14 protein-coding genes are annotated in these 14,612 nt (G+C 67.8%); 5 read left to right on the top strand and 9 right to left on the bottom strand.

What is annotated here, in order from left to right; translation table 11 throughout:
* Positions 1 to 24: 24 nt before the first annotated feature.
* Positions 25 to 588: a hypothetical protein gene (locus tag AC3WLY_RS06850; RefSeq protein WP_492309874.1), complete on the bottom strand. Its 564-nt coding sequence runs from the start codon at positions 586 to 588 to the stop codon at positions 25 to 27.
* 222 nt (positions 589 to 810) lie between these two features.
* Between AC3WLY_RS06850 and AC3WLY_RS06845 the strand changes: the two genes are divergently transcribed.
* Genes AC3WLY_RS06845 through AC3WLY_RS06835 form a run of 3 tightly spaced genes read left to right on the top strand, consistent with a single transcriptional unit; the run spans position 811 to position 3,431 of the window.
* The gene (locus tag AC3WLY_RS06845; protein ID WP_492309875.1) at positions 811 to 1,125 is read left to right on the top strand and encodes a hypothetical protein; all 315 of its coding nucleotides are present in this window, start codon (positions 811 to 813) and stop codon (positions 1,123 to 1,125) included.
* 51 nt (positions 1,126 to 1,176) lie between these two features.
* Positions 1,177 to 2,346, top strand: coding sequence for a bacteriohopanetetrol glucosamine biosynthesis glycosyltransferase HpnI (gene hpnI, locus AC3WLY_RS06840; protein WP_492309876.1), 1,170 nt, complete (start codon positions 1,177 to 1,179; stop codon positions 2,344 to 2,346).
* Complete coding sequence (locus AC3WLY_RS06835) at positions 2,343 to 3,431, top strand: lysylphosphatidylglycerol synthase domain-containing protein (RefSeq protein WP_492309877.1); 1,089 nt, start codon at positions 2,343 to 2,345, stop codon at positions 3,429 to 3,431. Before hpnI ends, AC3WLY_RS06835 begins: the two co-directional genes overlap by 4 nt.
* 69 nt (positions 3,432 to 3,500) lie before the next feature.
* Here AC3WLY_RS06835 and denD read toward each other — a convergent pair whose 3' ends face one another.
* The 8 genes from denD to AC3WLY_RS06795 form a co-directional block, all read right to left on the bottom strand.
* On the bottom strand, positions 3,501 to 4,472 hold the full coding sequence (denD, locus tag AC3WLY_RS06830) for a D-erythronate dehydrogenase (protein ID WP_425130113.1): 972 nt from the start codon (positions 4,470 to 4,472) through the stop codon (positions 3,501 to 3,503).
* A gap of 28 nt (positions 4,473 to 4,500) precedes the next feature.
* Entirely contained in the window at positions 4,501 to 5,277 is a 777-nt protein-coding gene (gene otnI / locus AC3WLY_RS06825) for a 2-oxo-tetronate isomerase (RefSeq protein WP_072444475.1), read from the bottom strand.
* A 64-nt stretch (positions 5,278 to 5,341) separates the two neighbouring features.
* Positions 5,342 to 6,667, bottom strand: a complete 1,326-nt coding sequence (locus tag AC3WLY_RS06820; protein WP_492309878.1) for an MFS transporter — start codon at positions 6,665 to 6,667, stop codon at positions 5,342 to 5,344.
* 121 nt (positions 6,668 to 6,788) lie between these two features.
* The gene (gene otnC / locus AC3WLY_RS06815) at positions 6,789 to 7,430 is read right to left on the bottom strand and encodes a 3-oxo-tetronate 4-phosphate decarboxylase (protein WP_425130112.1); all 642 of its coding nucleotides are present in this window, start codon (positions 7,428 to 7,430) and stop codon (positions 6,789 to 6,791) included.
* A complete protein-coding gene (gene otnK / locus AC3WLY_RS06810) occupies positions 7,427 to 8,725 on the bottom strand; it encodes a 3-oxo-tetronate kinase (protein ID WP_492309879.1) in 1,299 nt (432 codons plus the stop codon). The genes otnC and otnK overlap by 4 nt, the downstream gene beginning before the upstream one ends.
* Before the next feature lie 19 nt (positions 8,726 to 8,744).
* On the bottom strand, positions 8,745 to 9,635 hold the full coding sequence (gene ltnD / locus AC3WLY_RS06805; RefSeq protein ID WP_096473522.1) for an L-threonate dehydrogenase: 891 nt from the start codon (positions 9,633 to 9,635) through the stop codon (positions 8,745 to 8,747).
* Between the two features lie 70 nt (positions 9,636 to 9,705).
* On the bottom strand, positions 9,706 to 10,410 hold the full coding sequence (locus AC3WLY_RS06800; protein WP_425130109.1) for a FadR/GntR family transcriptional regulator: 705 nt from the start codon (positions 10,408 to 10,410) through the stop codon (positions 9,706 to 9,708).
* Positions 10,411 to 10,600: 190 nt separating this feature from the next.
* On the bottom strand, positions 10,601 to 11,668 hold the full coding sequence (locus AC3WLY_RS06795; RefSeq protein ID WP_072444463.1) for a GlxA family transcriptional regulator: 1,068 nt from the start codon (positions 11,666 to 11,668) through the stop codon (positions 10,601 to 10,603).
* 284 nt (positions 11,669 to 11,952) lie between these two features.
* Between AC3WLY_RS06795 and AC3WLY_RS06790 the strand changes: the two genes are divergently transcribed.
* Together AC3WLY_RS06790 and AC3WLY_RS06785 are read left to right on the top strand one after the other, a co-directional pair.
* Positions 11,953 to 13,338, top strand: coding sequence for an L-serine ammonia-lyase (locus AC3WLY_RS06790; protein WP_034180814.1), 1,386 nt, complete (start codon positions 11,953 to 11,955; stop codon positions 13,336 to 13,338).
* Between the two features lie 16 nt (positions 13,339 to 13,354).
* Complete coding sequence (locus tag AC3WLY_RS06785; protein WP_006480591.1) at positions 13,355 to 14,599, top strand: sarcosine oxidase subunit beta family protein; 1,245 nt, start codon at positions 13,355 to 13,357, stop codon at positions 14,597 to 14,599.
* The last annotated feature ends 13 nt before the right edge of the window (positions 14,600 to 14,612 follow it).

The following is a 14,612-nucleotide window of genomic DNA, read 5'->3' as shown; positions in this document are numbered from 1 at the left end:
TACGGGCGAATCCTTAACGAAACGTTAAGCAACCGGCATCGCGCGCGATCGATCGTCGTGTTCGTCGGCCGGCGCACTGCGCGGCATCGATTCGGCCGCGTTCGCCGACGGCAGCGCGACCACGACGCCAAGGCCTTGGCCGCCGATGCCGGGCTCGAATTGCACGGTGCCGCCGAAGTATTGCGCGATGAACGCGCGCTCGCGCACGATCGATTGCCGCAGCCTCGCCAGCAGTCGGTCGATCGCGTCGACCAGCGTGCGCACTTCCTCCGGCACGGTGGCGATGCCGAGCGGTTCGAGCGATCGCGCATCGCGCGCGCCGATCAGCGTCGACAGCGTCTTCAACGGCGCGAGACTGCGTCCGATCAGGTACCAGAGGAGGAGCGCCAGCACCGGCAGCGCGACGATCAGCGGCAAGACGATGCCGCGTGCGATGCCAGTCGCCAGATCGCTGCGCGTGTTGAGCGTTTCCATCACGCGTATCCATCGCCCCGACGGGTTGTCGCGCAGCGTATGCGTGCGCCATTGCGTGTCGCCGATGACGATCGTCCGAGGGGCGCCGCGCGGTTCGCGCACCTCGAACAGCATGTCGCGCGGCAGGCGATCGCCGTCGTTGTCGGGGCCCGATCTTGATTCGCCGAGCGCCAGTTCGACGCGCGCGTCGGGCGGAAAGCAGGCGAGGCGGGCGAGGTCGGCCGGCGAGAGACCGAATCCGCGCCCCTTCGGTTCGATTTCAAATCGATCCGGGTCGCCCGCACGGGAGGTTCATTCTTCATGGCACCCTCGACGATCGAGCGATGGCGCGCCCACTTGCTGATCGCCGCGCTGACCGGCATGTTCGTTCAGTGTTTCGTGCCGGTTTCGCTGCTTGCATTGCGCGTACCCGAAGCGCTTTTCACGACGATGACATTTCGCGTGTGGATCGTCGTCGCGGTTGCGACCGCGATCCTTTCGGCCCGCAAGCTTGCCGATGCGGCGTTCAGGGCCGCAGTCGCGTGCGGATACGTGCGCGTGACCGGAATCGATCGCCGCACGATAGTTGTGTCATCTGATTGCGCGTACCGTCGCTTGGTCGTCCTTCATATCCGGCTCAACGGGAATCGATACGGCAGCGTGCACGGGTGATCCCGCGTGCGCGGCCGGTTGCGGTCGTACGGGTCACCACTGGGGAGAAGCATGGTTTTGCTGCATGTGCTGCACGCGCTGGCCGGGGCAATGTCGATCGTCTGCGGGCTGGGCGTGTTGCTGGGCATTGCCTACACGGTCACGGCCAGCGTGCTGGTCGGCAGGTTCTTTTCCCGGGCGGCGGCGGTGCCGCGCGATTATCCGGGCGTCACCGTCGCGAAGCCGCTGCACGGCGACGAATGGGATCTCGTACAGCATCTCGAAAGCTACTTCGTGCAGGATTATCCGGGGCCGGTCCAGCACCTGTTCGGCGTGCACGATGCGGGCGACGCGGCGCTCGCGGCCGTCGAGACGCTGCGTGCGCGCTATCCGGACGCGAACATCAAGGTCGTCGCCGATGCGCGGCTGTACGGGCCGAACCGCAAGGTCGCGAATCTCGTCAACATGCTCGAACACGCCGAGCATTCGGTGCTCTGTCTTGCCGACAGCGACGTGCTGGTCGGGCGCGATTATCTGCGTGCGGTCGTCGACGCGCTACAGCAGCCGGAAGTCGGTATCGTGACGAGCGTGTATCGCGGTGTCGCGTCGCCGGGCTTCTGGCCTGGCGTTGCCGTCGCGATGACGAATTACCATTTCCTGCCCGGCGTGATTACCGGGCTCTTCATCGGGCGTGCACGGCCATGCTTTGGACAGACGATTGCGATCACGCGCGCGACGCTCGAACGCATCGGCGGGCTTGCGCGTTTCGCGCATCACCTGGCCGAGGATCACGCGCTCGGCGAAGCGGTGCGGCAGGTAGGCGCGCAGGTCGTCGTCCCGCCGTTCGTCGTCGGGCATGCCTGTGTCGAAGAGACGTTCGCCAAGTTGTATGCGCACGAATTGCGCTGGAGTTGCACGATTCGCGCGGCGGACCGGCTCGGTCATGCCGGGTCGGTGCTGATGCACCCGGTGCCGCTCGCGCTGCTGGCCGTGCTGTTCTCCGGCGGTACGCCGGCCGCCTGCTGGCTGACGGTCGCAGCACTCGCCGCGCGGGCGCTGCTGATGCTGAAAACGAGCCGTGCGACCGGCGCCGGCCTGCGCGGCGCCCTCTGGCTGCCGTTCGTCGATCTGCTGCAGTTCATGGTCTTCGTGGCGAGCTTCTTCTCGTCGCACGTCGTCTGGCGTGGCACGCGCTTTCGCGTCGACCGGGAAGGCTTGCTGTCGCCGGCGGGTGAGTCATGATGACGGAGACGAACACCGCCAAAGCCGACGCGCAACGCGTGTCCGCGCGTCACGACGCACGGCTGCGACATGCGGGACGCGCGGCGGCGCTGGCCGGGCTGGCGCTCGCGGTGTGGCTGATCTGGCGCGAGCATCCGCTGGAAATCCTGCACCGGCTGCGGATCGCCGGCGCGGGGCTGCTCGTCGCCGCGCTGGCCCACATCCTGCCGATGCTCGCGAATGCGTGGGACTGGCGGATGCTGATCCGCGGCCCGCGCCGCCCGTCGTTCGCGACGATGCTGAAGCTCGTGTGGATCCGCGAATCGATCAACGGGCTGTTGCCGGTCGCGCGGATCGGTGGCGAGATCGTGTCGTTCGGGCTGCTGCGGCAGGTGGGCGTGCGGCCGGCGACCATCGTGGCCAGCCTCGTCGCCGACATGCAGCTCACGCTGATCAGCCAGCTGGTGTTCGCGCTGATCGCGATCGGCTATGTGCTCGAACACGTGTCGTCCGACGCTGCGCAGGTGGCCGCGCACCTCGCCATCGGCATGGCCGCGCTGGTGCCGGTGCTGCTGCTGTTCGCGCTGGTGCAGCATGCGCGGCCGTTCGAGCGCGCGATGCGCGCGGTCAACCGGATCACGAGCGGCAAGGTGGTCGCGCTGGTCGGCGAATCGGCACGCACCGATCAGTCGATCCGGATGATCTGGAGAAAGACCGGCATCGTCGTGCGCTATCTGGGGATCTGGCAGACGCTGCAGTTTGCGGGTTATGCGCTGGAGATCTGGCTCGCGCTTTACTTCCTCGGCGCCGATCCGACCTTTGCGCAGGCGCTCGCGATCGAGGCACTGATCCAGCTCGTGAGCAGCATCGCGTTCGTGATGCCGGGTGGGTTGGGCGTGCAGGAGGGCGGGTTCGTGCTGATCGGCGGGCTGCTCGGGTTCGACGCGCCGACCTGTCTTGCGCTGGCCGGCGCCCGCCGCGTGCGCGATCTGCTGTTCTATCTGCCGGGCTTGCTGGCGTGGCAGTGGGCGGCCGGTTCGGCGAACCGGCCGGGCGGCGCGAAGCGCGTGTCGCCGGGCATCGAGGAATCCGCCAGGCCGCGCTGACGCGGCCCGACGACGATGTGTGCGTGCCCCGGGCGAGCACGCATCCGCCGACGCGCCGCGGCGCGTGAATCAGCGCCGTTCGTCGGCGATATAGCTGCGGATCACGTCCGCGAACGACGTGTCGCCCTTCAGCCCGAGCGCTTCCGCACGCGTCGTGTCCCAGCGGCCCGGCCAGCTGCCGACGATCTTCTCGACGCGCTCGTCGGGCGCATGGCGGATCAGCTTCACGACGTCGTCGCCCGCGACTTCGCGCAGCGCTTCGATCATCTCGTCGACCGACACCGACAGGCCGGGCAGGTTGATCACGCGCTTGTTGCCGAGCTTCGCGCTGTCGATCTCGCAGCCCGCGACGAGCGCGTCGATCGCGCCGCGCGGCGACAGCAGCCACAGCCGCGTCGAACCCGGCACCGGGCACACGCTTTCCTCGCCGTTCAGCGGCTCGCGGATGATGCCGCTCGCGAACGACGACGCGGCCGCGTTCGGGCGGCCGGGCCGCACGCTGATCGTCGGCAGCCGCAGCACGCGGCCGTCGACGAAGCCGCGCCGCGCGTAGTCGCACAGCAGCAGTTCGGCGATTGCCTTCTCGGCGCCGTACGACGATTGCGGATTCAGCGCGGTATCGTCCTGCACGACGTCGGGCAGTGCGCCGCCGTAAACCGCGACGGAGCTCGTGAACACGACGCGCGGCTGGTGGCCGCGTGCGCGGCACACGTCGAGCAGCGTGCGCGATGCGTCGAGGTTGATCCGCATGCCGAGATCGAAATCGGCTTCGGCCTGCCCGCTGACGATCGCCGCGAGGTGGAAGATCGCGCCCGTCTGCGTGTCGATCGCGCTTTCGAGCACCGCACGATCGGCGATGTCGCCGACGATCGACGTCACGCGCGCGTCGCCGAAATCGCTGCCCTTGACGACGTCGAGCAGCACCAGCTCGTCGATCTTGCCGATCCGCCCGTCGGGGCCGGTCAGTTCGCCGCGCTCGAGCAGCTTGCGCGCGAGGCGCTGGCCGAGAAAGCCGGCGCCGCCGGTGATCAGTACTTTCATGTTCGTTGCCCTCTTTGGAATGCTTGAATCACAGGTACGGCTTGATCCAGCCGAGGCCGGCCGACGTGCCGGCCTTCGGGCGGTATTCGCAGCCGATCCAGCCGTCGTAGCCGAGCGCGTCGATCAGCTCGAACAGATACGGGTAGTTGAGTTCGCCGAGATCCGGCTCGTGGCGCTCGGGCACGCCCGCGATCTGGATGTGGCCGATGCCCGCGAAATCGCGCTTGAGCTTCATCGCGAGATCGCCTTCGACGATCTGGCAGTGGTAGCAGTCGAACTGCACCTTCAGGTTCGGCGCGCCGACTTCCGCGCAGATCGCCTGCGCGTCGTCCTGGCGGCTCAGGAAATAGCCGGGCATGTCGCGCTGGTTGATCGGCTCGATCAGGATCGTGACGCCGCGTGCGTTGGCGGCCTGCGCCGCATGCCGCAGGTTCGACAGGTAGGTGTCGCGATGGCGCGCGCGGTCGGCGCCGGGCGCGACCATGCCGGCCATCACGTGCAGCTTCTTGTTGCCGAGCACGCGCGCATAGTCGAGCGCCTGGTCGATGCCGCGCCGGAATTCGTCCTCGCGGCCCGGCAGCGACGCGATGCCGCGTTCGCCCGCGGCCCAGTCGCCCGGCGGCGCGTTGAACAGCGCCTGTTCGAGGTTGTGCGAGTCGAGGCGCGCGCGGATGTCCTCGGCGGCGAAGTCGTACGGGAACAGGTACTCGACGGCCTTGAAGCCGTCGTAGGCGGCAGCGGCGAAGCGTTCGAGGAACGCGTGCTCGTTGTACATCATCGAGAGGTTGGCGGCGAAGCGTGGCATGGCAGCGGATCCTGTGAATGAATGGGGCGGGGCATACCGCGCCCCGCGTCGAATGGTGGCCGACTCAGCGGTTCACGAGTTTCGCGGGCGTGAGCCACACGGCGATCGCGCCGATCACGAGCATGGCGGCCAGCACGTACATGCCGGACGACGTGCTGTGCGTGACGTCCTTCAGGTAGCCGATCACGTAGGGGCTCGCGAAACCGGCGAGGTTGCCGACCGAGTTGATGATCGCGATCCCGGCAGCGGCCGCGGAGCCCGCGAGGAACGCGGTCGGCAGCGACCAGAACAGCGGTGCGCAGGTCAGCACGCCGCCTGCCGCGAGCGACAGGAACACGATCGACACCGTCGTATTGTGCGAGTACGACGCGGCGACCGCAAACCCGGCCGCGCCCATCAGCGCCGGCACGATCAGGTGCCAGCGGCGTTCGCGGCGCTTGTCCGCGCTGTGGCCGAACAGGTTCATCACGACGATCGCAACGACGAACGGGATCGCGGACAGCAGGCCGATCTGGAGCGTATCGGTGATGCCGGTCGATTTCACGAGCGTCGGCATCCAGAACGTGAGGCCGTACTGGCCCGTGACGAACGCGAAGTAGATCAGCGACATCCACCACATGCGCGGGTCCGAGAACACGGCCTTCAGCGAATGGCCGTGCTTCTGCTGTTCCTGCGGCTGCGCGGCGATTTCGTCTTCGAGGAGCTGCTTCTCGCGCTCGTCGAGCCACTTCGCGCCGCGGATGCTGTTGTCGAGATACAGGATCGTCGCGATGCCGACCAGCACGGCCGGCACGGCTTCGATCATGAACATCCATTGCCAGCCGTGGAAGCCCGAGCCGCCGTGAAAGCGCTCCATGATCCAGCCCGACAGCGGGTTGCCGAAGATGCCCGACACGGGAATCGCGGACATGAACACCGCGATGATCTTCGCGCGACGGTGCGACGGGAACCAGTACGTGAGGTACAGGATCACGCCGGGGTAGAAGCCGGCTTCCGCGAGGCCGAGCAGGAAGCGCAGCACGTAGAACTGCGTCGGCGTCTTCACGAACGCGAACAGCGCGGACAGCAGGCCCCACGTGATCATGATCCGCGCGATCCAGATGCGCGCGCCGAGGCGGTGCATCAGCAAGTTGCTTGGCAGTTCGAACAGAAAGTAGCCGAGGAAGAAGATGCCCGCGCCGAGGCCGAACACGGTTTCGCTGAACGCGAGATCCTGCGACATCTGCAGCTTCGCGAAGCCGACGTTCACGCGGTCGAGATACGCGACCACGTAGCAGAGCATCAGGAACGGCACGATGCGCCAGAACACTTTCTTGTAGGTGCGGTCGAGTTCGGCCGCATGGGCGGGCGCGGCGGGCGAGCGGCCTGCGGCCGCGTCAAGAGCAGTCATCGTCGTGTCTCCAGGGATGTCGTGTGCCGGCGGCGCGTAGGCTGCCGGATCGTTTGTGTGTGCTGACGGAAGGGCCCGCGCACACGGCGGGCATGGGAATCGGTACGGGGTGCGCGCCGCGTTACCAGCGCGCGCCGAAGGTTTCGCGCAGTTCGTCGAGCGCCGCATCGGAAAGCGGCTTGGGCTTCGGGTTCGTCATCAGCCACAGCCGTGCGGTTTCCTCGAGCTCCTCGAGCGCATACGACGCGTGCGACACCGACGGCCCCCACATCACGGGGCCGAGACGGTCGAGCAGCACGCCGCGCACCTGGTCGGCGAGCGCCGCGACTTCGGCCGCGACGGCCGGGTCGCCCGGGCGGCGGTAACGAATCAGCGGAATGTGGCCGACCTTCATCACGTAGTACGGCGTGATCGGCGGCAGCACGTCGGTATCGCGCCACACGCCCGCGAGCGTCAACGCGACGAGGTGCGTCGAATGCGTGTGGACGACGCCGTTTGCTTCGGCGTTGCGCGCGTAGATGCCGCGATGCAGCGCGAGCGTTTTCGACGGCTTGCCGCCCGATACGGGCTGGCCGTCGGCGCCGACTTTCGCGATGTCGTTCGGGTCGAGCCGGCCGAGGCACGCGTCGGTCGGCGTGATCAGCCAGCCGTCGGGCAGGCGTGCGCTGATGTTGCCGGCGCTGCCGACCGCGTGGCCGCGTGCGTACAGGCTCGCGCCGACGACGCAGATCTCTTCGCGCAGTTTCGCTTCGTCGCTCATCATGCGGCTCCGTCCAGCGCGCGCAGCGCCTTGTCGAAAAAGTCCGTCGCGCCGAAGTTGCCGGATTTCAGCGCGAGGCCGAGCGGCTGCGCATCGATGGTGGCCGTGGCCGGCACGCCCGGATCGATCTGCGCGCCGATCTGCAGCGACTTCACGTCGAGCGCCTGCACGACCGCGCCGGACGTCTCGCCGCCGGCGACGACGAACTTGCGCACGCCGAGTCCGCGCAGGCCCTTCGCGATCGCCGCGAGCGTGCTTTCGACGAGATGGCCGGCCGCCTCGACGCCGAGCGCCTGCTGCACGGCCTTCACTTCGTCGGGCGTCGCGGTCGCGTAGATCAGCACCGGCTGCGGCAGGTGCGCGCGCGCGAAGGCGAGCGCTTCGTCGACGACGGGCTCGCCGCGCGACGCCGCGAGCGGATCGATGCGGAAGCTCGGCCGCGTCGCGCGCCATGCGGCGACCTGCGCATTGGTCGCTTTCGACGCGCTGCCGGCGAGCACGGCCGACAGCCCGTCGATGCGCGGCAACGATGCCGCGTTGTCGCGCTCGGGCAGCAATTCCGCGCGGCGGAAATTCGCGGGCAGGCCGAGCGCGACGCCCGAGCCGCCGGTGACGAGCGGCAGGCCCGCGCAGGCTTCGCCGAGCACGTAGAGGTCGCGGTCGGACAGCGCGTCGGCGATCGCGAAGCGTGCGCCTTCCGCGCGCAGCTGGTCGATCCGCGCGCGCACCGCGGCCGCGCCCAGCGCGATCGTGTCGTAGCGGATCAGGCCGACCGGCGACTTCGTCTGCCGCTGCAGCACGCGCACGAGGTTCGCGTCCTTCATCGGCGTGAGCGGATGGTTTTCCATGCCCGATTCGTTCAGCAGCACGTCGCCGACGAACAGGTGGCCGCGATAGATCGTGCGGCCGTTCTCCGGGAACGCCGGGCACGCGATCGTGAAGCCGCCGCCGGCCGCATCGAGCAGCGCGTCGGCGACGGGCCCGATGTTGCCCGCGTCGGTCGAGTCGAAGGTCGAGCAGTACTTGAAGAAAAACTGCCGGCAGCCTTGCGCGCGCAGCCATTCGTATGCGGCGAGCGATTGCGCGACGGCATCGGCCGCGGGGATCGTGCGCGACTTCAGCGCGACGACGATCGCGTCGGCGTCGACTGCTATGTCGACTGCGGCGTCGCCGGCGGGCACGCCGATCGTCTGCACCGTGCGCATGCCGCTCTTGACGAGCATGTTCGCGAGATCGGTCGCGCCGGTGAAGTCGTCGGCGATGCAGCCGAGCAGGGGACGGGAAGCGGAAGCGGTCATGGCGGGAACGTCGTTCGAATCAGCGGGCGGGCGGCAGCGTGATGCCGGGGAAAGTCTTGATCACGGCGGAATCGTCTTCGCCGCCGTGGCCGGCGCTCGACGCGCTCATGAACATCTGGTGCGCGGTGGCCGACAGCGGCAGCGGGAACTTGCTGCGGCGCGCGGTATCGAGCACGAGGCCGAGATCCTTCACGAAGATGTCGACGGCCGACAGCGGCGTGTAGTCGCCGTTCAGGATGTGCGGCACGCGGTTCTCGAACATCCACGAATTGCCGGCGCTGTGCGTGATCACGTCGTACAGCGCGTCGGCATCGACGCCTTCGCGCAGGCCCAGCGCCATCGCCTCGGCCGCTGCCGCGATGTGCACGCCGGCCAGCAACTGGTTGATGATCTTCACCTTCGAGCCGATGCCGTGCGCGTCGCCCAGGCGATAGACCTTGCCGGCGATCGCGGCGAGCACGTCCTCACAGCCCGCGTACGCGGCGGCCGGGCCCGACGTCATCATCGTCATCTCGCCCGATGCCGCGCGCGCGGCGCCGCCCGACACGGGCGCATCGAGCATCTGCAGGCCGGCGGCCTCGATGCGCGCGCCGAGCGCGACCGCGAATTCGGGCGCAACGGTCGCGCTCGCGATCACGACGCCGCCCGGCTTCATCGCCGCGACCGCGCCGTGTTCGCCGAACAGCACCGTTTCCGTTTGTGCGGCATTGACGACGAGCGTGACGACGACGTCGCACTGTGCGCCGAGTTCGGCCGGCGTCGCGCAGGCAATGCCGCCTTCGGCGGCGAATGCCTGCAGCACGGTGTCGCGCACGTCGCACGCGTGCACGCGCAAGCCTGCGCGCAGCAGCGAGCGGGCGACGCCGAGGCCCATCGCGCCGAGGCCGATGACTCCAATATTTCGTGACATGGTCAACCTTGATCGATTCGGAAGAGGTTCGGGACAACGGCGGCGCCTGGCTCGGCAGGCGCCGCCGGCTTCAGCAGATGCCGGCTTCCGCGAGACGGCGGGCGGCGTTGTACATGTGCGTGCGCGCCGCGTTGCGCGCCGCCATCGGGTCGCGCGCGCGGATCGCGTCGGCGATCGCCGCGTGTTCGTCGCGCACCTGGCGCGAGAAATCGTCGCGCGTCGCTTCGTTGCCCCGCGTGACCTTCACGCCGGCTTCGAGGTACTGGTTCAGGAACTGCAGCGTCTTCAGGAAATACGGGTTGCCGGTGACAGCGGCGATCGTGCGGTGGAACGCGACGTCTTCCGCGACGCCGTCGCGCCCTTCTGAGACTGCGGCGTCGATCTTGCGCAGCGCATCGTCGATGTCGGCCATGTCGTCGGCGGAGTGGTGCAGCGCGGCTTCGGCCGCGACTTCAGCCTCGATCGCGCGGCGCACCGCGAGCAGGTGCGGCAGCGAGCTCGCTTCGACCGCTTCCGCGTAGTCGATTCGCAGCGGCCGGATCGCGCCGTGCTGGTTCACGTACACGCCGCTGCCCTGGCGCGGCTCGACCACGCCCTCGTTCTTCAGCCGCGAGATCGCCTCGCGGATCACGGTGCGGCTCACGCCGAATTCCTGCGCGAGCACGGCTTCGGTCGGCAGCTTGCCGGTGGCCGAGAAACTGCCGACTTCGATCTGCTTGAGCAGTTGCTGCGCGACGTGATCGCTCATCGCGCGGGCGGGAATTTTCTCGAACATGGCGCTCTGGTTTGTAAGGTGATGTGGTCATCATACAAATTTGAGCGAAATGAAGCATCCGGAATAACCCTCGATCTACGGCATACAACGTCGGTCAAATCGACTGAAACCGGTTCCAAAAGAGTCGAAACCGGCGCGATTGCGTGCCGTTTTCTACGGTCGGTCGGGGAGGGGCGGATGCCCGTGGCCGTCAGTCGGCGATGTCCTCGACGGGGTCGGCCGCCATTGCCGCGCCGGCTTCCGCCGCTTCGCCGCCGCGCTCGCGATAGGTGGCCGGCGGCACGCCGAACTGCTTGCGGAATTCGCGCCCGAGGTGCGACGCATCGGCGAACCCGCAGCTCGACGCGATATCGGCGACCGTCCGGTCCGAACTCGTCAGCAGCCACGCGGCGGTGCGCAGCCGCACCTGCTTCGCGAACACCTGCGGGCTCTTGCCCGTCTCGGCCTTGAACAGCCGTTCGAGCTGCCGTGTCGACAGGTCGAGCTTGCACGCCAGTTCATCGAGCGGCAGCGTGCGCCCGACATGCTGTTCCATCAGGAGAATCGCGCGCTTGACCTTCGGGTGCGTCGCGGGTTCGAGCCCCGGCGGGTGCGGCTGCGGCGCGTTGCCCTTCTGCATCTCGCCGACGAGCAGGATGCGCAGCGCCTTCTGCACGGTCGCGTGGTCGAAATGGCGCAGCAGGATCGCGGCGGCGACGTCGATCGACGCGCGGCCGCCCGAACAGGTGATCCGGCGCCGGTCGATCACGAACAGCCGGTCGGCGATCAGCAGGTCGGGATCGGCGGACGGGAAGCGTTCGATGAAATCCCAGTAGTGGAACCAGCTCACGCAGGTGCGGTAGCCGTCGAGCACGCCGGCGCGCATCAGCGTGAACACGCCGGTGCAGATCCCGACGACCGTCGCGCCGCCGGCCGCCGCGCGGCGGACGAAGTCGAGCGTTTCGGGGCCCGCCTGCGGCCCCGAATGCAGCAGCCCGCCGACCACGACCACATAGTCGAACGGTTCGGACGCGTCGAACGTCTCCCACGGCGTGATCTGGATCCCGCAGCTCGCGCGCACCGGCGCGAGGGTCTCGCCGATCACGCTCCACGCGCAGCGCACGGGCTTGCTGTAGTCGCCGTCGTCGGCCGACAGCCGCAGCATGTCGACGAAACCCGAGAAGGCCGTCAGCGTGAAGTTCGGCAGCAGCACGATGCCGAAGCGGATGCGCCGCGGTGCGGGTTCTGCAAGGGGGGAAGCGGGTACGTCGGGTGTCATCGCGGCCAATCTCGTCACGCCGGGCAGGCGGTCTCACTCATATCACTCTGGTTGCGGGTACGGCTGCCGGGGCGGCGCGGATGTAGCCAGCGTCGCCGATCGGCTTCGGCCGGACTTGTGGTTTTCCGTCGCGAACCATCGCCAAACCGTACTTTTGCACCGGCTGGCGCGGCGCTTGGCGGCGCTATCCCACGCCGATGCCGTTTTTGTTCTATCGGCCAATTTTACGCTTTGATGTACTGGTGCCCAACGTCATTCCACGCATGTCATCCAGAGGAAGCCAGATGAACGTCAGCGCGTTCGACCTGTTCAAGATCGGCATCGGCCCGTCCAGTTCGCATACGGTCGGCCCGATGATCGCCGCGTGCCGCTTCGCGTCGCACGTCGAGGACGCGAACCTGCTCGGCTTCGTGCGCCGCGTGCGGGTCGAGCTGTACGGCTCGCTGGGCGCGACCGGCAAGGGCCACGGCACCGACAAGGCCGTGCTGCTCGGCCTCGAGGGCCACCTGCCCGACACGATCGATCCCGACCTGATCGAGCCGCGGCTCGCCGCGATCCGCGCGGAGAAGTCGCTGTCGCTGCTCGGCAAGCAGACGGTCCGCTTCGAGGAAAAGGAGCACATCGGCTTCTTTCGCAAGCTGATGAGCGGCACGAGCATCGTGCACCCGAACGGGATGCGCTTCCAGGCATTCGACGAACACGGCCAGTTGCTGGTCGAGAAAGAGTATTACTCGGTCGGCGGCGGTTTCGTCGTGAACCGCGACGGCGATCGCGTGAACGGCGTGCGCGCGGCGGTCGAGGTGCCCTATCCGTTCCGCACCGGCGACGACCTGATGCGCCAGTGCCGCGAACACGGGCTGTCGATCGCCGAGCTGATGCTGCGCAACGAAAGCGCGCTGCGCCCCGCCGACGAAGTGCGCGCCGGGCTGCTCGCGATCTGGCGCACGATGGCCGCATGCGTCGAGCGCGGCTGCAAGGTCGAAGGCGAGCTGCCGGGCCCGATGCGCGTGAAGCGCCGCGCGGCCGAGATGAACGGCAACCTGCGCGCGCGTTCGGAAGAGTCGCTGCGCGACCCGCTGTCGATGCTCGACTGGGTCAACCTGTACGCGATGGCCGTCAACGAGGAAAACGCGGCGGGCGGGCGCGTCGTCACCGCGCCGACCAACGGTGCGGCCGGCGTGATTCCCGCGGTGCTGCACTACTACGTGAAGTTCGTGCCGGGCTCGAACGAAGCCGGCATCGTCGAATTCCTGCTGACGGCCGCGGCGATCGGGATCATCTACAAGGAAACCGCGTCGATCTCCGGCGCGGAAGTCGGTTGCCAGGGCGAAGTGGGCGTCGCGTGCTCGATGGCCGCAGCCGCGCTCGCCGCCGTGATGGGCGGCACGCCCGACCAGGTCGAGAACGCCGCCGAGATCGGCATGGAGCACAACCTCGGAATGACGTGCGATCCGGTCGGCGGGCTCGTGCAGATCCCGTGCATCGAGCGCAACGCGATGGGCGCGATCAAGGCGCTGAACGCGTCGCGCATGGCGCTCAAGGGCAACGGCCAGCACTACGTGTCGCTCGATTCCGTGATCAAGACGATGCGCGAGACCGGCGCCGACATGAAGACGAAATACAAGGAAACGTCGCGCGGCGGTCTCGCCGTGAACGTCATCGAATGCTAACGAAGGGTCAATCATCATGAGCCGCTACTCGATATTCAGCCTGTTCCGCAACGGCCTCTCGTATCACGAGAACTGGGAAAAGCAGTGGAAGAGCCCGGAACCGAAGAAGGAATACGACGTCGTGATCGTCGGCGGCGGCGGCCACGGCCTCGCGACCGCATACTACCTCGCGAAGGAACACGGGATCACGAACGTCGCGATCCTCGAGAAAGGCTGGATCGGCGGCGGCAACACCGCGCGCAACACGACGATCGTGCGCTCGAACTATCTGTGGGACGAATCGGCCGCGCTGTACGAGAAGGCGATGAAGCTGTGGGAAGGGCTGTCGCAGGACCTGAACTACAACGTGATGTTCAGCCAGCGCGGCGTGATGAACCTCGCGCATACGCTGCAGGACGTGCGCGACACCGAGCGCCGCGTCAATGCGAACCGGCTGAACGGCGTCGATGCCGAGTTCCTGACGCCCGCGCAGATCAAGGAAATCGAGCCGACGATCAACCTGAACAGCCGTTACCCGGTGCTCGGCGCATCGATCCAGCGCCGTGCGGGCGTTGCACGCCACGACGCGGTGGCCTGGGGCTTCGCGCGCGGCGCGGACCGCGCCGGTGTCGACATCATCCAGAACTGCCAGGTGACGGGCATTCGCCGCGAAGGCGGCGCGGTGGTCGGCGTCGATACGGTGAAGGGCTTCATCAAGGCGAAGAAGGTCGCGGTGGTCGCGGCCGGCAACACGACGACGCTCGCCGACATGGCCGGCGTGCGTCTGCCGATCGAAAGCCACCCGCTGCAGGCGCTGGTGTCCGAGCCGATCAAGCCGGTCGTCAACTCGGTGATCATGTCGAACGCGGTGCACGCGTATATCAGCCAGTCCGACAAGGGCGACCTCGTGATCGGCGCGGGCATCGACCAGTACACGGGCTTCGGCCAGCGCGGCAGCTTCCACATCATCGAAAGCACGCTGCAGGCGATCGTCGAGATGTTCCCGGTGTTCTCGCGCGTGCGGATGAACCGCCAGTGGGGCGGCATCGTCGACGTGTCGCCGGACGCGTGCCCGATCATCACCAAGACCGACGTCAAGGGCCTTTATTTCAACTGCGGCTGGGGCACCGGCGGCTTCAAGGCGACGCCCGGCTCGGGCTGGGTGTTCGCGCACACGATCGCGCGCGACGAACCGCATCCGCTGAACGCGCCATTCGCGCTCGACCGCTTCTACACGGGCCACCTGATCGACGAGCACGGCGCTGCAGCCGTTGCGCACTAAACCCACCATTGGA

It is taken from the genome of Burkholderia sp. FW306-1C-G01B (genome assembly GCF_058781685.1).
The sequence above is the reverse complement of the archived record's forward strand: the minus strand, read 5'-3'. Positions and strand labels throughout refer to the sequence as shown.